Below are 22,366 nucleotides of genomic sequence, written 5' to 3'. Positions count from 1 at the left end.
GTCCATACTAGCAGAACCAATAATTTATCTCAGGGCGAGTCCGTAATAACTATAAGTTATATGAGACATGGGGGTAAGATCAAGAAATGAGCATTTAATGCTCTGCAAATTAGCTAAAGACCCGCGTCTGGGGTAACATTTATTTTTTATCTTTCACTCCAACTGAGTCGCCCTTATATGACGCTAACCCTGATCCTCATAGCCATAGGCGCCCTGCTGTTTCTGGTGATTATTTACAATATTGTGCAGCAATATTGGCAAAAACAAGAAGCAGAAAAACGTAATGCCTTGTTTAAGCATAAAAATATCATTAATGAGACCGAAGAGTTACTGCAAAACGCAGGCAACTTGCCTTATAGCCAAGCGCTAGTGCATGCGCTGTATCAACGAATTTTGCATAGTTTGCAAGAAATGCTGCGCCAAGAGCCAAAAAACAGCCAAATTAAAAGTCGCATTACCAGCATTGAACATCAGCTGCAGCAAGTAAAAGATAATTATCAAAAAGAACAAGCCACGCTTAAAGCGCCAGAGTCGGATCAGCACGCCATTCAAATGTTACAAATTATTAAACGATTGCGCTTAGTGATCCGTGGCGAGCACAGTAGGGGTAAGCTGGGGAATGCCACTTTTGTGGCAGAAGACCGGCGCCTTGAGCATATTCGCTTAAAAATTAATTTAATTAACTTAGCAAAGCGCTCCGGCTTAGCCATGGCCAATAAAGATAACCACACCGCGCGCCAAATGCTTAAAAAAGGCCTAAACGTCCTTGAGCAAATTCCAGACAAAGACGAACAGCTAAAAAGCATAGAAAATAGCATGCAAACCAAATTAGCCGAGCTCACTTCTAAGCTAAAAAAAGTAGAGCAAGAACAATTAGCGCGCGAAGAAGAAAATGAAAAATCAGAGTTGGATCAGCTGTTTGAACCTAAGAAAAAATGGTAGCTAGCAACATAGAAGAGGTGCTGGGTAAGCTGGCGCCTTTTTTAGGCCATCTTGAACAAGGCATGCTAGAACATGGCCTTTCGCTACGCCTAGGTCCTATGGATCACATTTGTTACCGGGCAGCGACAACTCAAGAATATTTAGAACTAAGAGCACGGTTAATGATGTTTGGCGAAGTATTAGTAGAGGGCATGATAGGTCAACGCCCTATTATTACTTATCGCTTACACCACGCCATTCCCAGTGCCTTTGGCCCTATAAGGTGTCTAGAGCTTGCTGCTCCAAAAGCGGGGAAACGGCATCTTGCCGGTCTTGAGCATGGAGAAATAGTAGTACTAAGCCTTGAGCAATTACTACTCGACTACCCTTGGGTGCCTTTTAATTGCAGTGCACTCCATAGCTCTCATCCCGAGCTCACTTTATCTCTAGCGCCTTATCAAATTAAATTTCATTGCCAAAGCTTAGCCGACACCATAGCGATAGAAATTGCTCTGCAACAAGTGGTCCCCGTCCCTACAGATTATTTTGCTTAAACAATTAGCGCCCTGCATCTAGCGAGCTTAATAGAGGCTATAAACACTATTTCTTCAGTAAAAATAAGTCTTTATCTACCTATTTTTGTGCATATTATCGCTATTTTTTCGTATAGCTCGTGGTTCAATCGTGCTTAATTTTTTAATTATTATTTTTAACTGAGCGCGGGACAATTTTATTAACCCCTAGCTCACAAGCATTTAAACCACTGTCCTTTGGTTAACCAATAAACGCAGCGTTAAGCCAGCCGTGATTATTAATATCAATAAACTACCTAGCATCACCCCCGTTAAGCCCAGCCAGTTCCAAAAGGGATAAAGATATAAGCCGCCAAGGCTGGCACCTAAATAATAAAATACCAAATATAAAGCAGAGGCTAAGGCGCGGTGCTCATTGACACTGCGGCCAATCCAACTACTGGCACAGGCATGGGCTAAGAAAAAAGCAAAGCTATCAATTAAGAGCGTCACTAAAATAAAGGGCAATGTGGGGCGTAATAAGCCTAAATTACCCATCGCAAACAGCGCAATGGCCGCCAGTAAAGTCTGACATAATCCAAAACGAGTGATTAGCCAACCACTCACACTGGACGCTAAAGTACCGGTTAAATAAGTTAGAAATAATAAACCTAAAGCACTGCTGGCTAATTGAATGGGCGGTGCCGATAAATAAAAAGCCACATAACTGTATTGGTTTAAAAACACCATAAAGTTTAGGCCGCCAATTAAATAAATAGGCCACAATTGAGGGTTTTTAAGGTGCTGCAATAACGCACTTACGCCTTGTCCTTTTTCGCTGGCGTAAAAGTATTGTGAAGCGGGCAACCACTTTAATACGCCTAACCACAACAGCGCACTCACCATGCCTAGTACTAAAAAAGGGCTTTGCCAGTGCCCTCCCCACTGGGCTACTAAGCCACCTAATACCCTGCCCGCTATGCCACCCAAAGAATTGGCGGCAATATAGATACCTATACTGGTTACCAGTGCTTTGGGTGTTAACTCTTCGCTCATATAAGCAATGGCAGTAGCTGGCAAGCCGGCCAAGAAAAAGCCTTGAATGCCGCGCGCCACTAATAAAGGAGTAAAGTGAGTAAGTTGTGAAATAAGTAAACTTAATATAATAGAGGCCAGTAAACAGCCCAGCATTACCGGCCTTCTACCCCAACTATCTGCCACCCTTGCCCAAAATAATAAGCCTAGCGCTAAGCCCAGTGTGGCAATGGATAATACCCAAGAGGCTGATAAGGGAGAAACGGCCATGCTGTTTGCCATGAGTGGCAATAAGGGCTGAGCCATATATAAGTTGATAAATACCAGCATGGAGCCTAAGCCTAATGCCAGTGTGGCGCGCCACCATAATTTAGTTTTAAGCTCTATCATGGCGCACCTAGCAACGGGAGAGATAGAATGACTCTGGCCTGAAGTCAGCTATAAATAAAAAACCTACCACTGATTAAAATAATAACAAAAATTGCTGACCATAAGGCAGCGTCAGCTCTCATTATTGCAAGAAGCGAAGCGACCACTACTCGCACTGATAGAGTTAATATCCCTTCATGCTAACCAAGGCGCTTAATCTGTTATAATCGCGCCCTCACTTTTTTTGGTTGCTTCTTTTTAATGACGGCTCGCCTTATTTTAGCTCCCATGGAGGGGGTATTAGATCACCTAATGCGTGATTTACTTACCCGTATCAATCCCTTTGACTTATGTGTCACCGAGTTTATTCGGGTGGTAGATATGCGCTTGCCGCCACGGGTATTTTATCGGTTATGTCCCGAGCTACATAGCGGCTGTACCACACCTAATGGCACGCCGGTGCGCATTCAATTACTGGGCCAAGATGAACACTGGCTGGCAGAAAACGCCATTCAAGCTTGTGAATTAGGCGCCAATGGCATTGATCTTAACTTTGGTTGCCCCGCTAAAACCGTGAATAAAAGCCGTGGCGGCGCCTCTTTGTTAGCCGATAGCGAGCAATTATATCGCATTGGCAAGGCAGTGCGCGATGCCGTGCCCGCCCACTTGCCGGTGAGTGCCAAAATTCGCTTAGGCTTAGAAGACCGCGAAAGCTACCTAGAAAATAGCCAAGCCTTGGCTGAGGCCGGTATTAATGAGCTAGCCGTACATGCGCGCAGCAAAAAAGACGGTTATCGCCCGCCGGCGTATTGGCCCATGGTGGCTAACATTCGCGCTGCACTTAGCATACCGGTAGTGATTAACGGTGAGATTTGGAATAGCGAGCACGCCAAACAAGCCAAAGCGCAAAGTCAGTGCAGTGATGTGATGCTCGGGCGCGGTGCGCTAGCGCTGCCTAATTTAGCGGCCACCATTAAAGATAATATCGCGCCCATGAACTGGTATGAGGTGGTGGCATTATTATTAGATTACTCTTCTCAAGAAATCGCCGGCGATAAAGGCGAATATTATCCTAATCGTATTAAGCAGTGGTTAAGCTATTTAAAAATTCAATATCCCGAAGCTAACACGCTTTTTAGGGAAATTCGCACCCTAACGCACACAGACGACATTCGTCGCACACTGGCTGCTCTTTGATGTACGTCATGCTGCAATGCACCAAGGCTGCCTATAATGAGGTCCTTTTTTAGCTGATAGGGAACATTATGAGCAGCATACTAGAGTCTCAACTGGAAGAGCGCCTAGGAGCAGAAGTGTCCCAGCAAAGACAAGCGTTTTTGCAGGCTGTGCAGGCGTTAGATAGTGAATTAGCAAGGCAGCTTACCCTCTTATCTCCCGACGAGTGGGCCGACCAAGGCGCGCTGTATGCATGGCCGCAGCTGCAGCCTTATATTAAACAATTAAAAAAAGTAGATGCGGCTTTGTGCCAACAGCAACTAGGCCTTTATGGCCTGTGCAGTGATTGCGAAGTAGAGCTCAGTCGTGAGCTGTTATTTCAAGACCCCTGTCGCCAACGCTGTAGCCTTTGCCACAGTAAGTTTTTAAATAGCCAGCCTGCGAGCTGGAAGCTTTAACTCCTTCGGAGAGCGGTAAGCGTTCAGCTCTAAGCTGTCAGATAAAGATATTTTTGCCACGGAATACACGGAAGAACACGGAAAAAATAGAAATAACATCGAAAACAGAATTTTGATTGGTAAGGGCCTAGGTTATCGTCATCCTGACGAAGGTCAGGATCTTAGATTTTCAGTTGGCGAGTCCTCTTCGCTCTTCACTTAAGTGGGCGTGCTACAAAATCCAGAACCGTGCCGAAATGAACAGGGATTGGGGATTGGGGATTGGGGATTGGGGAAGGATAGCGCCGAGCTAAACCAAAACATAGCCCTGCGGTCAGCGGTCAGATAAAAATAAAGATATTTTTTGCCACGGAATACACGGAAAAATAGAGATAAGATCGAAAAGAGAATTTAATGGGTAAATAGTCGTCATCAGCAAACGTATTCGTCATCCTGACGAAAGTCAGGATCTTAGGTTTTCAGTTGGCTAGCTCTGTTCACTTAAATGAGCGCAACTAAAACCTATTAATATTTTTGCCACGCCTCTTGGTTAGATAGTCACGGAAGAACACGGAAAAAGAAGAATAAGATCGAAGATAAAATTTGCTATGTAAATAGTCGTCATCAGCAAACGTGGTCGTCATCCTGACGAAAGTCAGGATCTCGTTTTAGAGTCAGTTTTTCCTAATCACCCATCCCTATTCCCCATTCACTAGCACCATCTCTAGCATTCTTTAATGGGTTTAGACTGAGCTGCAATGCAAGCGCCACCAGCCCGCCTCTTCACTTTTTACCTTCACTAACGAGCCCATTCAGCTGGGCGCCGGGCGCTCGGTGCTGGGCGCTTTCTTAACCAATAAAAAAGCCGGCTTGCGCCGGCTTTATGCTTCATTACTCATACTTAATTAATATTAAGCTAGCTTAGAAGTTGTACTGAATACCAACGCCGTACAGGTCGTCTTTACCTTTAACTTCGTTGATCACGTATTCTGCATACACTTTAGTCTTAGGCGTGAACGCATAACGCGCAGCTAAGGTATATTCGTCTATTTTTAAATTAGATTCACGTGCTGCTGCATCAACGTCTGCATTACGGGCACTTTGGTTGGCGTAGTTAGCCAGCAAGGTCCACTCTTGAACTGTGTATGCGGCTTGCAGCTCCCAGAAGCGTGCGCCACCGTCAGCAACGCCAACGTACTTAACATCACGCTCGCCGTACAGACCAGCAAAGTAGAAGCCATCTACTGTGTAATGTGCGCCTAAGCCCCACTCAGTGGACTTATCTGCGTTAGGGAAGTTAAGGTTTGAAGAAGAAGGACCTGCAAATAAGTTCTGATTTTTATCTTGGCTGTAAGACGCAACAAAGCCCAAGTTATTTGGCAGGGTGTAGCCCGCTGATAAACCTAAACGGTTGTTTTCGTTGTTGGCGTTAGAAGCTGCATCTTTACGATCGTCGTTGAATGAGTAAGAAGCACGTAAATCAACACCGTTTTCGGCATAAGCTAAACGTACTTGGTCATCAACACGGTTATAACCACCGGCCTTAGTTACTTCACCACCAAAGATATCGAAGGTGTCGGTCAGGTCAGTTAACTGAGCGCGGGCTGCTTCGCTCTTACCGAAGGTCAGGTCGGTAGTATCCATGAAACGGAAACCTAACCATGCATAACGAGTGTCGATTTCGTTGTCGTTGTCTTTACTTTCTGCATCGAAGTTAGCTTCGTATTTACCGATTAAGGCAGTAGCATCGTCCAGTGCGTATTTAACGTTAACACCTAAACGCGCTTGGCCTTCGCCGCCGAAGCTTTCGCGATCATTAGCGTTAGGGGCGTCTTTATAAGCTAAACCACCAGCGTGGTACTGCAGACGACCGTACAGGTCTACTTTTGAGCCATCTTCAGCGGAATAAATTTCCACGGCACCCGCAGAAGTTGCGAACAGTGCAGGAATGGTCAGAGCTAAAATTGTTTTTTTCATTTTTATATGCCTACTGTGATTAAACACTAAGTCTTTATTTTCCCTGTGTTAGCAACGTCTTGCGTTACTACGAACTGCAGACTATCACCGCCATTTAACGCTTGCAAGAAATCGAAATGAACTTTTAATGACAAACACAGTCTGGCAACGCAATAAATTTAAGTTCCACTACTGGCTATTTACTCAGCCATTAACTGGCATAACGAGGCCAAGCCATTATACTGTCAGGCTTTGCGGTGCTTTATTAAAATGCGAATTTAATAAAAAACGTTTAAATTTTGTTTAAATTAATAAATGCTAATTTTGTTGTTGACTTGGTAAACTCACGCCTTGATCACAATTTTCATGCCTGTTATTGGCCTTATTTAGCCCTACATTATGCCCAAATCCACAGCCGAATCTGGTGAATACGCCACTTTAGTGCGCGAAAATTATCGCCGCTTAAGTAAAGCCTTGCCCAATTTTACCCCCAGACGGGAGCAAAATTACTTAGTGGCTGAAATGAGTAAGGTGTTATCGGGGCGCTACGATGCAGGGCGGCGAATTTTGGTGGCCGAGGCCGGCACGGGCATTGGTAAGTCGTTGGCGTATTTGCAGGCAGGCATTCCATGGGCGCGCATGCAGCAAAAAACCTTAGTGATCTCTACTGCCACCCTAGCTTTACAAGAGCAACTTATAGAAAAAGACTTACCGCTATTTCACCCGCACTGTAAGCCCAGCTTTAGTTTTGCCTTAGCCAAAGGTCGTGCTCGCTATTGCTGTGCGCGGCGCTTATATGACTTACAAGCGGGCGTCGCCCAAACTGAATTATTTACACCAGATGCGCCTTTATTAATGGCCGCCCCCTTAACAGAAGCTCAGCTCAAACAAGTCAGTGAACTGTGGCAAGCCTATGCTAAAGGCGACTGGCTAGGCGATAGAGACAGTTGGCCTACACCCATTGCGCCCAGTCTTTGGCAACACATAGAAGCGCAGCGCCACAGCTGCCAGCCGATGTTAGGCCATCAACAGTGTCCGTTTCATCAAGCGCGCGCTGCGTTAGAAAAAGCCGATGTCATTGTCGTTAACCATGCCCTGTTACTAGCAGACTTAAGTATGGGCGGTGGCTTTGTATTACCAGAGCCGGAGCAGTGTGTGTATGTGCTAGATGAAGCCCATCATCTTGCTAGTGTGGCGCGCGAGCAAGGCTCAGCACGGCTGGCTTTACGCCACCTTATCCGCTCCCTTGAGCAATTTAATAAGTGGCAAGGGAAATTAAATGATCTATTAGGCAGTGACGGCCAAGCCGCCATTGGCAAATTACAGCATGGTTTGGCTCAGCTCATTCCCAGTCTTAATGACTTATATCGCCAGTTAGTCTCGGCATTGCAAAAAGGGGAGCTTAAACCTGATGAGCAAGGCTGTTTGCGCTTTAGTACCGGTGACTTGCCTTGCGCCTTGGATGAGCCGCTATTGCGCTTAAAAGAAGACAGCCAGATTTTTTGTCGAACACTGGGGCCCATTAATAGCCAGCTGGCCGAGCAACTTAAAATAAATCCCAGTAAAGCGGCGACCATAGAAGCGGCACTGGCCATGATAAGCTTACAGTTATTGCAAGCCGAGCAAGTATACGATGGCGCCAGCTTATTACTCAAACCGACCTTAGAAAAACACACGCCGCCGGCGCGGTGGTTAGAGCTAGATAGTAAAGATGCCAAAGAACTGGTGTTGTGTGTAACGCCTTTAGCCGTCGGTCATTTATTAGAAGCTTGGTGTTGGTCGCGAGCAGCGGCAGTAGTAATGGTGTCGGCTACCCTTACCGCATTAAATGACTTTAGCTATTTTAGGCGCAGCGTAGGCTTGCGCCTTGATGATGGCAGCCATTATGTGCGCCTTAACTCGCCTTTTAATTATCAAAACAGCGCCTTAATTATTCCACCGCTAGAGTGTGAGCCCAGTCATGGCGACTTTAATGACTTATTAGTAACTCACATTGCACAATGGTTAGATGAGCAAGCGGCAAGCTTAGTATTATTTTCTTCTTATCGACAAATGAATGAGGTGGCCAAGGCGCTGCGCGCTAAGGGGCAGTCATTATTAGTGCAAGGTGAAGCCAGTCGCCACGCCTTATTAGTGCTGCACAAGCAAAAGTGCGATGCCAAACAGCCCAGCGTGCTATTTGGTACCGGCAGTTTTGCGGAAGGCTTAGACTTACCCGGTATTTATTTAACCAATTTAATTATTACTAAGTTGCCCTTTGCCGTCCCTACCTCGCCGGTAGAAGAAGCCATGGCCGAGTGGATCAACCAAACCGGCGGTAATGCGTTTATGCAACTTGCGCTGCCTGAAGCGTCGCGTAAATTGATCCAAGCTTGTGGTCGATTGCTGCGCAGTGAAAGCGATACTGGGCGTATTGTGTTATTAGATAAGCGCTTAGTCAGCAAGCGCTATGGCGCTGCCCTCCTTCAAGCGCTGCCCCCTTTTACCTTAGATATTGCGCAGCAATAGACGATTTTTAGTTGATTATGAATGCTTGACTGGACGTTATTTACAAACTTCTATTTACAACTCCCTCGGCTCGCTATTTAATCCTAGATAACACTTATTTACGCTGCCATTTACGCATCCTAGTAAAGTGGTAGTGGTTAATTACTTTATGGCTAAGGAGCCCAGTGTAATGAAAACATCGTTAACCCTTATCGCCGTGGGTCTGTTGTCTTTTGGTGCTCATGCCGCCAGCATAGAAACGCCTAAGCCTTATCAATTATTACTTGTAGATGGTGAAAAAACCAAACACAGCGTCTTAAGCTCAGTACACTCTGCCCAAGTCGGCGCGGGTAAACATCAGTTTGTGTTGGAGTATGTAGAAGATTACTCCACTCGCCAAAACATTCGCGTAATGGAAGGCGATCCTGTCATTATTAACGTAGTAACAGATGCCGATACAGAGTTAGCGCTGCAATATCAAAAACCGGCCAGCTATCAGCAAGCTAAAGAGTTTTTGCGAGATCAAGCCAGCCAAGTGACAGTGATCGATAAGCGCACTAACCAAGCAGTCGATGCCGAGATCTTTACTATTCACCGCCCTGCCGGCTTAGATTTAACCCGCGGTATTCAAGATTATTTAAAAGAAAATAATAAAGCCTTTAGTGGTCGCACCGATGCCGCCGTAGCAGCGGCCCAAGCGAAATATGGCGCCGCCCCCGTAGATGCAGATGCGCTGGATATGTTAAAGCACTGGTGGGATAAAGCCGATAAAGACACCCAGCGTGCCTTTCAAATTTGGGCAATTCAACAGCAATAATAACTAAGCCATAAGCTCTGCATGAGTTAACTGTCATACCGGACTGGATCCGGTATCTCACACATATAGCATCTGACCTTAACAGATCCTGACTTTCGTCAGGATGACGGGGTAAGAGGTCAGGATTAGGAGTTAACTGTCATACCGGACTAGTTCCGGTATCTCACACATATAGCATCTGACCTTAACAGATCCTGACTTTCGCCAAGATGACAGAGTAATAAACCGTCATACCGGGCTAGACCCGGTATCTCACACATACAGCATCTAGCCTAACAGATCCTGACTTTCGTCAGGATGACGGGGTAATAAGCAGTCATACCGGACTGGATCCGGTATCTCCCGCATACAGTATCTAGCCTAATAGATCCTGACTTTCGTCAGGATGACGGGGTAATAAGCAGTCATACCGGACTGGATCCGGTATCTCCCGCATACAGTATCTAGCCTAACAGATCCTGACTTTCGTCAGGATGACGGGGTAAGAGGTCAGGATTAGGAGTTAACCGTCATACCGGGCCAGACCCGGTATCTCACACATATAGCATCTGACCTTAACAGATCCTGACTTTCGTCAGGATGACGGGGTAATAAGCAGTCATACCGGACTGGATCCGGTATCTCCTATATACAGTATCTAGCCTAACAGATCCTGACTTTCGTCAGGATGACAGAGTAATAAACCGTCATACCGGACTGGATCCGGTACCTCACACATATAGCATCTGACCTTAACAGATCCTGACTTTCGTCAGGATGACAGAGTAATAAACCGTCATACCGGACTGGATCCGGTATCTCCCACATACAGCATCTAGCCTAACAGATCCTGACTTTCGCCAGGATGACAGAGTAATAAACCGTCATACCGGGCTAGACCCGGTATCTCACACATATAGCAAGCACGGCTAACCCTTTAAAAGGACGAGCCGGGTTGCTTTAAAAACTCGATTTCTTCTTTGCTGGACTCACGCGCTAAAATTTTATTGCGATGAGGATAGCGGCCAAAACGCTCAATAATAGCGCTGTGCGCCTGTTGGGATTTCAAGCTACTAATAGGGCCTTTAAGCTCAGCTTTAGTGCCTTGGCTCGCATCGGCATTGTCACTAAATAATTGACTGGCTTGCTGATGAATTTTTTTAGACTCGCTGTGCATAAAAGGCATATATAGAAAGACCCGCTCGGCAGGCGTGAGCTGTTGATCGGCTTTGGCGCGAATCGCCTCTTGTGCCAAGGCTAGCGCCATGGCATCGGCAGCAAAGGCTTGGGGTGAGTCACGAAATAAATTGCGAGAAAATTGATCTAATAAAATAATTTCCGCTAACCGCCCTTTCGCCGTATCTCGCCACTGCCAAAGCTCGCCCGCAACTGCTTGGGAATAAAGCGCACCAAAGCGCTCTTTTATTTTTTTATCCAGCGCTTTACTTTTTCGCCACCACTGCGCGGGTTTAAGCTCTTCAAACCAAAAGCTAAGTACCGAATCCATCATCATCACCTCCGGTGCATGCCCCTTATGTTAAACGCCATACGTTCACGCCCATCCCTTTTTTTAACGTAAAGCGTACAGTAGTCCTTAAAACACCCAGTGCGCCACTAGTGCAATCACAGGTAGCGTGACTAACGTGCGTAAGATAAAAATTACAAATAACTCTAACAGGTTGACCGGTATCTTGCTGCCGAGTAAGAGCGCGCCCACCTCTGACATATAAATAAGCTGAGTCACTGACAGTGCTGCAATCACAAAGCGGGTAAGATCGCTTTCAATGGCGCTAGCTAAGATAGCGGGAATAAACATATCGGCAAAGCCCACCATAATGGTTTGCGACGCCGCCGCGGCTTCTGGGATCTGCAGCCACTCTAATAGCGGAATAAATGGCAGCCCTAACCAGCTAAATAACGGGGTCGTGTCTGCAATCACTAATGCCAAGGTGCCAAACGCCATCACTACCGGCAATACGCCTAATAGCATGTCCAGCGCATTATGTACGCCGGTGCGCGCTACTAACTTTAAGCTGCTTACTTGACTGGCGCGATGCAGTGCTAGCTGATAGCCGTGGCGCACTCTTGAATAACCCAGCGGCAGCGCTTCATCCTGTAGCGGACGAGCTTGGCCATTAATAAAAGTGTCTTTTTTTAAACTTAAGGGCGGTAAGCGCGGCACAATAATAGCCGCCACAATACCGGCTAAGCAAACAGCTCCGTAAAAGGGTAAGAATAAATGCTCTAACTTAACTTGCGCCAACACCACCAAACTAAAAGTAATAGAGACCGCGGAAAAGGTAGTGCCAATAATGGCCGCTTCGCGCTGCGTATAATGATGGCCTTCATATTGTTTACTGGTAAGTAAAATACCCACACTGCCATCGCCTAGCCAAGAGGCCATACAATCAACGGCAGAGCGCCCAGGGAGTCGAAAAATGGGGCGCATAATGCCCGTGAGTAAGGTGCCGATAAACTCCAACAGTCCAAAGTCTAGGAGTAGCGGCAGCAATAAACCGGCAAAGATAAATACCGAAAATAATACCGGCAGTAAGTCATGAAGCACTAAGCCACCGGTATCGGCGCTATATAAAATTTCTGGCCCCAGTTGGCCATAGACTAACACCACAAAAACCGCGCCCACTAAACGACTAATAAGCCAAATGGGGCTGAGATTAAATAAGGTATTTAAAAAGGCACTGCGCACCATGCGCTGTGGTTTAAATAAGGTAGTTACTAGACTAATCACTGCAGAAAGACTAATTAGCAAGGTGACAATTAAGGGCAACCTATCCGCCAGCGCTCCCTGTAAGCTTTTAGCCAGTAATGCAATCAGGATGGTAAAGTCCCCTTGAATGCTAACGGGCGTCATAAAGAGTAAGACTCCCAGCAAAGACGGCACCATAAACATCAACAAATTACGAACAGAGACGGTCGCTACTGGGGCGAGAGACTTAGGCATGAGTGCTCCAATGCTTAGCTAAAAGAGTGAGAAAGCGGCGCTAAGCGAAGAAAGCGCATAAAAAACCGCTAACAGTGAATAAATGAAGGTAAAATTACTCACTTAATGCATGGTTATTTTACAGCGATTTCTTCTTTTACTAAAGACTAAAACGCTATTACAAACTAGCTGACACGTAAAGTAGGCATAAACAGCCTTATTTTATGGCTATTAAACGCGATATTTAGCTAATAGTAGACTGTGATTTATTTACTAACTGTGCGCGTCATTGATGATTATTCAGCTCGGGGTTGCACTACGGGTTGCTCATTTCTAATCACGATAAAACTGAGCTCATCAAAAAACTCTATATCATCGGTGGCCGCACGAGGATGATTGAGGCTTTCTGCATGGCGAGCACACAGTTGCACGCTAAAATAAGGCGCAAATAATTCTCGTACTTTGGCTTCACTCACTGAAAATGGCGGCGTTTGCTGTTGTTCAGGCGCATAGTGCACCGTGATCAGCACACCTTGGGCACCTGGCAATAAAAGTTGTGCCAATAAGGCCACATATTGCGGTTGCAACCTGTTAGGCAATGCCACTAACGCGGCTCTGTCATACATCGCAGTAAAATGTTGATTAAGACTGGCTGCTTGAAAAAAATCTCCTTGGAAGATTTTATAAGGAGGCGCTTGCCAGCAGGTATAAGGGCCCACCGTTGACTGCAGCGGTTTAAGCGCCGCGTCGCTAAAAAACTCGGTAACTGCAATTGGGGAAAGCTCAAAGCCACACACTTCGTGTCCTTGTTCGGCCAGCCAGTGCATATCGTTGCTTTTTCCGCACAGCGGTACTAATACCCGCGCGGACTTAGCAATATTTAAGGATGGCCAAAACTGAATAAGGCGGGGATTGATGGCTTGGCGATGAAAACCAATGCGATTTTCTTGCCAGCGTTGTTGCCAAAACTCTATGTCCATAATAAATATCTCTCAAGGTTAAGTAGCGACGGGTAACTTACTAGCCATCATGGTATGCATGTTAGTTAAGCGCTAATAATGGGCTTAAATTGATTACTCACACTGTCATATTGATGATCGATACTGTGCATGGTGCTAATAAGCCACTGACTATCGAGATCAAAGCGAGCAATGAGCGTGGTTAAGCTGTCACATTCTAGGCGCAGCTTTTCATTTAAAATACTTAACACCATAAAAGTGTCCATGCCTTGCAGTTGTTTCATATCCATGACTTTTTTCCTTTTGTTATTTATTTTTAGCAACGCCAGTGCAGGCGGGGGCTTAGGGGTCTTTTTATCCCCCGCTCATTATAAACACTGTAAATTTAACCAGTGTTTACTTGATCTCTGACTTAATGATCTTTACTGTATGGATAAACAGTAGTTAACCACAGGATCTACACTGCTTATGGCCACTATGCTGCACACTCGCCCTGCACTTTGCACACCTTTAGCTTGGGGGACACCACAGATCATGCACGATCCCTCAGTAGTGACAATAGCTGAAGCATCTAGCCCGCAAATATACATTGATCGCTGGAGTCCAAAGCAACAGGCGCGCTTATTAGCGCACCTTGCCTTAATTAGCCAACAGAATAAGGGTTGGATTTTTATTGCTAATGCGCCTGCGCCGCTGTCTCGCCACGCGCTACTTAAAGCGGGCATTAATCCGGCGCGCGTTATTGATGCCAAGCAAGCTAGCGCCATGCTAGTAGCCAAAGCCAGACGCAGCCCCAGCATTGCGGCCGTAGTATGTTGGAAGGCCACTGCAAAAAGAACCCGTACCTTAGTGAGCTATCAGTCTGAGTCTGTGCTTAAAAATATTAGACATTAAATTTATGCCTAAAGTTTGACCGCCCTTTACACAAAAAAACCGAGCCAAGGCTCGGTTTTTTAAAGGATAAAGTAGCACTAAACTAGGCGATTTCTCGACATACCAGATCCATCATCATACGAATATGCGCTTGGTTATCATTAAGAGCAGGGATATACACATACTGCTCGCCACCGGCTTTCATAAAGTACTCTTTGTTTTCACTGGATATTTCTTCCAGCGTTTCTAAGCAGTCCGCAGAAAAAGCCGGGCACACTACGCTGATGCGTTTAATACCCTCAGCGGGCAAGCTCTCCATGGTTTTATCAGTATAAGGCTGTAACCACTCTTCTCGGCCAAAGCGCGACTGAAAGGTGGTGCGCCATTGATGAGGCGCTAAGCCTAATTCAGCAGCTAGCAATTCCGAGGTACGGTGGCATTGTTGACCATAGGGGTCACCTTGGTCTTCAAAGCGCTTAGGAATACCGTGATACGACAAGAGTAATAAGTCGCTTTGACCGTGCTCTTGCCAACTAGCGCGTACCGACTCTGCCAGTGCTTTAATATAGCCATGATTATCATGGTAATCACGAATAAAGCGAAACGCGGGTAAGCGACGTTCTTTTTTCATAATTCTGGCCCAGCTATCAAACACCGAGGCCGTGGTGCTAACAGAGTACTGGGGATAGAGCGGTAAAATAATCACTCTATCTACGCCCGCGGCTTTTAGCTCTTGCCACGCGGTATTAATAGAGGGCTCACCGTAGCTCATCCCTAATGCCACTGGCATATCAATGCCTGCTTCTTGCAGCATTTGGCCGAGTGCTGCTTGCTGGCGACGACTAATCACCATGAGCGGCGAGCCTTCTTCCATCCACACCGAGGCATAGAGCTTAGCGACCTTAGGAGAGCGAAACGGTAAAATAATGCCGTGTAAAATGGGGCACCACAGCATACGTGTTAAATCGACAACGCGATAATCGTGTAAAAATTGCCCAAGAAAAGCACGGACGGCTTTCGCCGTAGGGGCGGTGGGAGTGCCTAAGTTAACCAGTAACACACCTGTTTTCACGTTATTACCCATTATTTTAAATGTATGTGAGACAAGAAGCGCACGTTGATGCCATTAAATAGGCCTTTAGATGTACCTATAAAAAAGCCGAGTACGAGCGTACTCGGCTTAGCTCATGCTTAGGCTAAAATAGCGGTGAGCTCTTTGCCAATGGCTTCTACAGATTGGGTGCCATCAATCGTATTATATTGAGTTTCGCCGGCTTTCGCGGCCGCTTGATAGTAGGCGACCAAAGGCTCAGTTTGCTCGTGATAGATGTTTAAGCGCTTACGTACCGTCGCCTCTTCATCATCAACCCGAATCGCCAAATCTTCGCCGGTAACGTCATCTTTGCCTGCGACTTTAGGTGGGTTATACACCAAGTGATATACCCGACCCGAGCTTGGGTGGACGCGACGGCCGCTCATGCGCTTAACGATTTCTTCGTCTGGCACGGCAAACTCTAAAACATTATCTATGGCTACACCGGCTTCTTTCATAGCATCAGCCTGGGGAATAGTGCGCGGAAAACCATCGAGTAAGAAGCCGTTAGCGCAGTCTTCTTGCGCGATACGTTCTTTAACTAATCCAATAATCAGATCATCAGATACTAATTGGCCTTGATCCATCACTTCTTTGGCTTTTAAGCCAAGCGGAGTTCCCGCTTTAATGGCAGCACGCAGCATGTCACCGGTGGAGATTTGGGGGATCCCGAACTTTTCCATGATGAACTGAGCTTGCGTTCCTTTGCCCGCGCCGGGAGCACCCAACAAAACGATGCGCATAACAGCGTCCTCTTCTGATTAGTTAATTTAAAAATTAAGTGCTCGATTGTGTCACGACACCGACCACGGGACAAGTAACAGCGCGGTTAACTTAGACTTATTGTTTAGGGTGAAGAGCTAAAATAGCGGCGAGTGACGCGTAACATGCCAAGAGGGTGCGCTTATTATGTAACGATGTGTTTTATTCGTCACCCTTGTGCCTCTCTTTTCTTTGCATAAACAAAAACCCGGCCAGGGCCGGGTTTTAATTATTTACTAATGAGTTTTATGTTAGCGCTTTAGTCCAACAATAAGCGGTTAACGCGCGCTACGAAGGCAGCGGGGTCTTTTAAACCGCCCTGCTCGGCCAGTTGCGCTTGTTCAAGGAGCAGTTGCGACCACTCGTTGAATTGCTCACCGGCTTCAAGGGTTTCTAGCTTTTTCACTAACGTATGCTCAGGGTTGAGCTCCAAAATATACTTTTGCTCTGGCACTTCTTGGCCGGCGGAGCGCATCAGCTTGATCATCTGCGTGCTCATGTCGTGCTCACCAGCGACCACACAAGAGGGCGTGCTGGTTAAGCGATGAGTCAAACGCACTTCTTTGACTTCATCGCCTAGCGCAGTTTTAACGCGCTCTAGCAAAGGTGCCAAAGCTTCTTTGGCTTCTTCTTGGGCTTTTTTAGTTTCTTCGTCGTCTAGCTCGCCTAAGTCCAGCTCACCTTTAGTGACAGACACAAATTGCTTGCCGTCGAATTCGTTAAGGTGGCTCATTAGCCATTCGTCAACCCGCTCCCACATTAGCAATACTTCGATGCCTTTCTTGCGGAAAATTTCGAGGTGCGGGCTATGGTTAGCGGCGGCGAAACTATCGGCGGTAATGTAGTAAATCTTATCTTGGCCCTCAGGCATGCGCTCTATATAGTCAGCCAGTGAGACGGTTTGCGCATCTGAGTCATTATTGCTGCTAGCAAAGCGCAGTAAACCGGCAATTTGTTCGCGGTTGCTGTAATCCTCAGCGGGGCCTTCTTTAAGTACATTACCAAATTCGGTCCAAAAACCTTGATACTTTTCGGGCTCGTTTTTGGCCATTTTTTCTAACAAAGACAACACCCGCTTGCTGCACGCTTTGCGCAACTGGGCGGTCACTTTATTGTCTTGTAAGATTTCACGAGACACGTTGAGCGGCAAGTCGTTAGTGTCGAGCACGCCTTTTACAAACCGTAGGTATGTTGGCATAAACTGCTCGGCATCATCCATAATGAAGACGCGCTGCACATACAACTTCAAGCCATGGCTTTGTTCGCGGTTATATAAGTCAAATGGCGCTTTGGCCGGCACATACAATAGGCTGGTATATTCTTGATTACCTTCAACCTTGTTATGGCTCCAGTCCAGCGCATCTTGCCAGTCATGAGAAATATGCTTATAAAACTCTTGGTATTCTTCATCACTAATGTCGTTTTTAGAGCGTGTCCACAGCGCGGTGGCTTTGTTAACTTGCTCCCACTCACCTTCCGTAGCAGCGGCTGTAACTTTACCCTCTTCATCGGTTTGCTCAGGCTCACCGTCTTTCCACATTTCAACGGCCACACTGATGTGATCAGAATATTTCCCAATAATGCTGCGCAAGCGCCAGTCATCTAAGAACTCTTGCTCACTGTCCCGCAGGTGCAAAATAACGTCGGTGCCACGGCTTGGCTTATTAATATCGGTAACGGTAAAGCTACCATCACCATCAGACTCCCACTGCACACCTTGATCTGCCGGTTGGCCGGCGGCACGGCTCAGTACGGTTACTTTGTCGGCCACGATAAAAGCTGAATAAAAACCCACACCAAACTGACCGATTAACTGTGAGTCTTTCGCTTGATCGCCAGACAACTGACCGAAGAAGGCCTTGGTACCGGATTTTGCGATGGTGCCGAGGTGATCGATGATCTCCTCGCGGCTCATACCGATACCATTATCAGAAATGGTCAGCGTTTTCTTGTCTTGATCAAGAATTAAACGAACGCGTAAGTCACCGTCGTTTTCATACAAGTCGCCTTGAGAAAGGGCTTTAAAGCGCAACTTATCCGCGGCATCGGCAGCGTTAGAGACCAATTCGCGCAAGAAAACTTCTTTATTGGAATACAGGCTGTGAGCCATTAGGTTAAGCAGTTGTTTTACTTCAGTTTGAAAACCATGGGTTTCGGTTTGCACAGCATCTGACATCTTGATGTTCCTTTGCTTGTTTGACTAATAGCTAAAAGATGGGGGTAGTGAGCCGTTTTTCAAGAGCTAAGATGAAAATTCAATGGCGGTGCATTGCAAGGGATTGGGGATTGAGGATTGAGGATTGAGGATTAGTAAATCCATTAGACGCTTGGCACGTAACAAAACCTAGATCCTGACTTTCGCCAAGATGACGATGGCTCTTACTTATCCCAACTTAATTTTTTCGTGTTGTTCCGAGTATTGCGTGGCAAAAGATCGTTAGTCTTTAACAACGAATTGAGTTGCGTTTAATGCGCTAAAAATACCGGGACGAGCCCGGTATGAACAAAGTTTAATAATGTCGTGCTTACTGGGCACTGCGCAGTTAATAATAACTTTTTCCTGCAGCTGCCATACGCAGCAAGGGTTCACAAGGCGTAAAACGCGCGCCATACTTGTGCACGTATTCTTGCATCTTGTCGATCACGGTTTGAATGCCGATTTGGTGCATATAAAAGAAAGGGCCACCGGTAAAAGGCGGAAAGCCAATGCCAAAGATAGCCCCTATGTCGCCATCGCGTGCCGAAGCGACTATGCCCTCTTCTAGCGCCAAGGCGGCTTCATTAAGCATTAATAAGACACAACGCTCGGCCAGCTCTTGATCAGGTAATTGACTCAGTGGCTTAACCTGCAGCAGCTTATAGACGCTTTCATCGACGGTTCTATGTTTCTTGGGGCGCTTGTTTGCTTCATAGCGATAAAATCCGCGGCCATTTTTCTTACCCTTACGATTATCTTCTAGCAGCTTATTAAAGGCATCAGGCGCGATAAAGCGCTCCCCTAACTCTTGAGCTAATACCGGAGCGATTTTAGCGGCCACATCGATGCCCACTTCATCCAGTAATGTCATTGGGCCTACCGGAAAACCATAGTTTTTAAGGGCGCGGTCAATCGCATCTATGGGTTCGCCGCTTAATAATAAGCGAGCCGCTTCATTAAGATAGGGCGCTAAGATGCGATTAACATAAAAGCCTGCCTTATCTTTAACTACAATCGGTGTTTTTCCTTGAGCTCGGGCGAGCTTGAGTGCAGTAGCGATGGCAGTAGCACAGGTGCCGGTATGGGGGATAATTTCTGCCAGTGGCATTTTATCTACTGGACTAAAATAGTGCAGGCCCAGTATGTGTGCTGGGCGCTGGGCACCTTGTGCGATTTGCTCAATCGGTAATGAAGAAGTATTAGTGGCAAAAATAGTATGAGTGGGACAATGGGCTTCTACCTCAGCCACCATTTGGTGCTTAATATCTAGGTCTTCAAACACCGCCTCTACCACCATGTCTACACGCTCGAAGCCACGATAATCAAGGGTGCCGGTAATGCGCCCTAGTTGCTGGTGCATTTGAGGGGCAGTAAGGTGCTTTTTTCGCACTTTTTCAGCCAATAAGCTGTGGGCACTTTTCATGGCCTGATTAATGCCATGATGAGCCACATCTTTAATGCGAACGGGCAACTGGGCTTTGGTAGCGGTTACAAACGCAATGCCGCCACCCATTAAGCCCCCCCCTAGTACGCCAATATGAGATAAATGTTGGGCATCGGCGCCCTGCCACTGGGTTTCTTTTTTCATCTCGGTAGTGGCAAAAAATAAATGGCGCAGTGCGGCTGATTCATCAGTCATGACCAGCTCGCCAAAGGCTTGGGCTTCGGCGGCCAAGCCTTGGCTAATGCCCTGCTCTAGGCCTACTTTAACGACTTCTAAGAGTTTATAAGGGGCAGGATAATGGCGGCCAGTTTTGGCTTTTACCTTACTGGTGGCTTGCTCAAACACTAACTTGCGCCCCACTGGGTTGCCTTGCAGTGCCCATTGGCTAACGCTCGTTTTTGATTTAGCCGTGTTTGATTGAATGTTGGCAGCTAGCTCGCGCGCCATAGCAATGGCGGTATCAAGCAAGATGCTATGAGGCACTACCTCATCGACTAAGCCACATTTTCGCGCTTGCTTAGGGCGCAGCTGCTTGCCAGTTAACATCATATCCAACGCGGTAGGTAAACCGACTAACCGAGGTAAGCGTTGGGTGCCGCCCGAACCTGGGATCAAACCTAATTGCACCTCTGGTAGTCCTAAGCGGGTTTTTTCATGATCACTGCACACCCGCCCATGACACGCCAGTACCAGCTCAAGGCCGCCGCCTAAGCAAGCACCGTGAATCGCCGCTATTAACGGAATATTCAGTGCTGCCAGCTCGTTAAAGACGGTTTGTCCGGCTTTTGATAACGCTTGAGCTTGCTCGAGCGTGCTGCATGCGGCCAACATATTAACATCGGCACCGGCAATAAAAGAGTCGGGCTTGCCGGAGCATAATACTAAGCCTGTGATGGTGTTATTGGCGGCAATGTCTTGTAATAAAAGTTGGATTTCAGCTACAAAACTTTCACGCAGGGTGTTCATGCGCTCGCCGGGTACATCCATGGTGATAACGCCAATGCCCTCTTGTACTTGCAGAGTAAACGCAGAGGCGGTGTTAAGGGGGGTAGGTGATTCGGTGTGAGAATCGATTATTTGGTTCATTGTGCGCTCTCCAATACCATGGCTACGCCTAAGCCACCGGCGGCACAAGCGGTAGTTAACGCTAAACCGCCACCGCGGCGATTAAGCTCAGTTAGGGTTTGGGTGATCATGCGCGCTCCGGTAGCGGCAAAGGGATGACCATACGCTAGGGATCCGCCCAAGACATTAAATTTAGCCATATCCACGACGCCAATGGCCTGATTGCGCTGTAAATGGCGCTTGGCAAACTCAACACTTTCAAACATCTGTAAGTTAGCCAAAGTTTGAGCGGCAAAAGCCTCATGCATATCAATTAGGTCCATGTCTGCCAGTGTGCAGCCAGCTTTATCAAGGGCTAGCGGCGTGGCATAAGACGGCCCTAGCAGCATATCCTGCTCTACGCTTAATGCGGCATAAGCATAACTGCGTATATAACCTAATGGTTTTAGGCCTAAGGCTTTAGCTTTGCTTTCGGTCATCATTAATATCGCCGCCGCACCATCGGTCAGCGGCGTACTGGTGGCCGCAGTGACGGTGCCATGGCGGCGATCGAAGGCCGGTTTCAGCTTGGTGTAATCGGCAAGTTTAGAGTCGGGTCGAATATTATTATCTTGCTCAAACGCCGCTTTAAAAGGCGGCACATAGGCGGTCATCACTTGCTCATCAAGCCTGCCCTCTTGCCACGCTTGACTGGCGAGCTGATGAGAGCGCAGCGCAAATTCATCTTGTGCTTGGCGACTAATATGATGGCTTTTAGCCATTTGCTCGGCAGTTTGGCCCATGGTTAGCCCAGTTGAGTATTCGGCTACCGCTGGCGGTACTGGGGCTAAGTCGGCTAATTTAAGACGGCGGACGATGGCAAATTTAGCGCTTAAGCTTTTGGCTTTGCTTAAGTCTAATAAGGCTTCTGCCAAACTGTCTGAAACCTCTATCGGCAATACCGACGACGAGTCTGCCCCACCGGCAATACCCACTTCTAATTGGCCGCTTAACATAGATTCAGCTAAATTTGAGACCGCTTGAAAACTGGTGGCACAGGCGCGCGTGACACTGTAAGCATCGGTAGTAACGGGTAAGCTACTGGCTAAGACAATTTCGCGGGCAATGTTAGGCGCACTGGGCATTTGCACCACTTGGCCAAAGACTAGCTGCTGCACTTGGCTTGTCTCGATGGGCGTGCGAGCCAGTAGCTCATTCACCACCATGGTACCCAGCTCAAGCGCAGGAATACCGCGAAAGGCGGTGGATTGACGAGCAAAGGGCGTTCTTAATCCCGACACAATCGCAATGCGATCACCAAGGGGTGTCGTTAAAGGGGTTGTCGCCATCATGCAGGCTCCTTG

The 22,366-nt window shown here is 47.0% G+C and carries 18 protein-coding genes; 7 read left to right on the top strand and 11 right to left on the bottom strand.

The window, feature by feature from the left end; translation table 11 throughout:
* Nucleotides 1-177: 177 nt before the first annotated feature.
* Together CBP12_RS02510 and CBP12_RS02505 are read left to right on the top strand one after the other, a co-directional pair.
* Nucleotides 178-942, top strand: coding sequence for a DNA repair ATPase (locus CBP12_RS02510; RefSeq protein WP_086962645.1), 765 nt, complete (start codon nucleotides 178-180; stop codon nucleotides 940-942).
* Nucleotides 936-1,475 carry a VOC family protein gene (locus CBP12_RS02505; RefSeq protein ID WP_086962643.1) on the top strand — a complete coding sequence of 180 codons (540 nt, stop codon included), beginning with the start codon at nucleotides 936-938 and terminating at the stop codon, nucleotides 1,473-1,475. The genes CBP12_RS02510 and CBP12_RS02505 overlap by 7 nt, the downstream gene beginning before the upstream one ends.
* A 201-nt stretch (nucleotides 1,476-1,676) precedes the next feature.
* Here CBP12_RS02505 and CBP12_RS02500 read toward each other — a convergent pair whose 3' ends face one another.
* On the bottom strand, nucleotides 1,677-2,858 hold the full coding sequence (locus CBP12_RS02500; RefSeq protein WP_086962641.1) for an MFS transporter: 1,182 nt from the start codon (nucleotides 2,856-2,858) through the stop codon (nucleotides 1,677-1,679).
* Between the two features lie 240 nt (nucleotides 2,859-3,098).
* On the opposite strand from CBP12_RS02500, the gene CBP12_RS02495 reads away from it, so the two are divergent.
* Complete coding sequence (locus CBP12_RS02495; RefSeq protein ID WP_086962639.1) at nucleotides 3,099-4,034, top strand: tRNA-dihydrouridine synthase; 936 nt, start codon at nucleotides 3,099-3,101, stop codon at nucleotides 4,032-4,034.
* A 68-nt stretch (nucleotides 4,035-4,102) separates the two neighbouring features.
* Nucleotides 4,103-4,471 carry a transcriptional regulator, TraR/DksA family protein gene (locus CBP12_RS02490; RefSeq protein ID WP_086962637.1) on the top strand — a complete coding sequence of 123 codons (369 nt, stop codon included), beginning with the start codon at nucleotides 4,103-4,105 and terminating at the stop codon, nucleotides 4,469-4,471.
* Between the two features lie 900 nt (nucleotides 4,472-5,371).
* On the opposite strand, the gene CBP12_RS02485 is transcribed toward CBP12_RS02490, so the two are convergent.
* The gene (locus CBP12_RS02485) at nucleotides 5,372-6,427 is read right to left on the bottom strand and encodes a porin (protein WP_086962635.1); all 1,056 of its coding nucleotides are present in this window, start codon (nucleotides 6,425-6,427) and stop codon (nucleotides 5,372-5,374) included.
* Between the two features lie 378 nt (nucleotides 6,428-6,805).
* Here CBP12_RS02485 and dinG point away from each other — a divergent pair, with 378 nt between their 5' ends.
* Both dinG and CBP12_RS02475 read left to right on the top strand, forming a co-directional pair.
* On the top strand, nucleotides 6,806-8,914 hold the full coding sequence (gene dinG, locus CBP12_RS02480) for an ATP-dependent DNA helicase DinG (RefSeq protein ID WP_086962633.1): 2,109 nt from the start codon (nucleotides 6,806-6,808) through the stop codon (nucleotides 8,912-8,914).
* A 169-nt stretch (nucleotides 8,915-9,083) separates the two neighbouring features.
* Nucleotides 9,084-9,710 (top strand): YccT family protein, encoded by a 627-nt coding sequence (locus tag CBP12_RS02475; protein ID WP_086962631.1) that lies wholly within the window; start codon nucleotides 9,084-9,086, stop codon nucleotides 9,708-9,710.
* 916 nt (nucleotides 9,711-10,626) lie between these two features.
* On the opposite strand, the gene CBP12_RS02470 is transcribed toward CBP12_RS02475, so the two are convergent.
* From CBP12_RS02470 to CBP12_RS02455, 4 genes are all read right to left on the bottom strand, one after another.
* Nucleotides 10,627-11,202, bottom strand: a complete 576-nt coding sequence (locus CBP12_RS02470; RefSeq protein ID WP_232455124.1) for a DUF924 family protein — start codon at nucleotides 11,200-11,202, stop codon at nucleotides 10,627-10,629.
* Between the two features lie 81 nt (nucleotides 11,203-11,283).
* Nucleotides 11,284-12,651 (bottom strand): YjiH family protein, encoded by a 1,368-nt coding sequence (locus CBP12_RS02465; protein ID WP_086962628.1) that lies wholly within the window; start codon nucleotides 12,649-12,651, stop codon nucleotides 11,284-11,286.
* A 275-nt stretch (nucleotides 12,652-12,926) separates the two neighbouring features.
* Nucleotides 12,927-13,610 carry a thiopurine S-methyltransferase gene (locus tag CBP12_RS02460; protein WP_086962626.1) on the bottom strand — a complete coding sequence of 228 codons (684 nt, stop codon included), beginning with the start codon at nucleotides 13,608-13,610 and terminating at the stop codon, nucleotides 12,927-12,929.
* Between the two features lie 65 nt (nucleotides 13,611-13,675).
* Nucleotides 13,676-13,879: a DUF4250 domain-containing protein gene (locus tag CBP12_RS02455; protein WP_086962624.1), complete on the bottom strand. Its 204-nt coding sequence runs from the start codon at nucleotides 13,877-13,879 to the stop codon at nucleotides 13,676-13,678.
* A gap of 178 nt (nucleotides 13,880-14,057) precedes the next feature.
* Here CBP12_RS02455 and CBP12_RS02450 point away from each other — a divergent pair, with 178 nt between their 5' ends.
* Nucleotides 14,058-14,483 carry a hypothetical protein gene (locus tag CBP12_RS02450; RefSeq protein WP_086962622.1) on the top strand — a complete coding sequence of 142 codons (426 nt, stop codon included), beginning with the start codon at nucleotides 14,058-14,060 and terminating at the stop codon, nucleotides 14,481-14,483.
* An 82-nt stretch (nucleotides 14,484-14,565) separates the two neighbouring features.
* Here the strand turns inward: CBP12_RS02450 and hemH are convergent, their stop codons facing one another.
* The 5 genes from hemH to fadI form a co-directional block, all read right to left on the bottom strand.
* Nucleotides 14,566-15,534, bottom strand: coding sequence for a ferrochelatase (gene hemH / locus CBP12_RS02445; protein WP_232455123.1), 969 nt, complete (start codon nucleotides 15,532-15,534; stop codon nucleotides 14,566-14,568).
* Between the two features lie 119 nt (nucleotides 15,535-15,653).
* Nucleotides 15,654-16,298 (bottom strand): adenylate kinase, encoded by a 645-nt coding sequence (gene adk, locus CBP12_RS02440; RefSeq protein WP_086962618.1) that lies wholly within the window; start codon nucleotides 16,296-16,298, stop codon nucleotides 15,654-15,656.
* 278 nt (nucleotides 16,299-16,576) lie between these two features.
* On the bottom strand, nucleotides 16,577-18,493 hold the full coding sequence (gene htpG, locus CBP12_RS02435; protein ID WP_086962616.1) for a molecular chaperone HtpG: 1,917 nt from the start codon (nucleotides 18,491-18,493) through the stop codon (nucleotides 16,577-16,579).
* Nucleotides 18,494-18,860: 367 nt separating this feature from the next.
* Nucleotides 18,861-21,044, bottom strand: coding sequence for a fatty acid oxidation complex subunit alpha FadJ (gene fadJ / locus CBP12_RS02430; RefSeq protein WP_086962614.1), 2,184 nt, complete (start codon nucleotides 21,042-21,044; stop codon nucleotides 18,861-18,863).
* Nucleotides 21,041-22,354, bottom strand: a complete 1,314-nt coding sequence (gene fadI, locus CBP12_RS02425; RefSeq protein ID WP_086962612.1) for an acetyl-CoA C-acyltransferase FadI — start codon at nucleotides 22,352-22,354, stop codon at nucleotides 21,041-21,043. The genes fadJ and fadI overlap by 4 nt, the downstream gene beginning before the upstream one ends.
* Nucleotides 22,355-22,366 lie beyond the last annotated feature (12 nt).

The sequence above is a fragment of the Oceanisphaera avium genome, from assembly GCF_002157875.1.
In the GTDB taxonomy this organism is placed as follows: Bacteria; Pseudomonadota; Gammaproteobacteria; order Enterobacterales; family Aeromonadaceae; genus Oceanimonas; species Oceanimonas avium.
The sequence above is the reverse complement of the archived record's forward strand: the minus strand, read 5'-3'. Positions and strand labels throughout refer to the sequence as shown.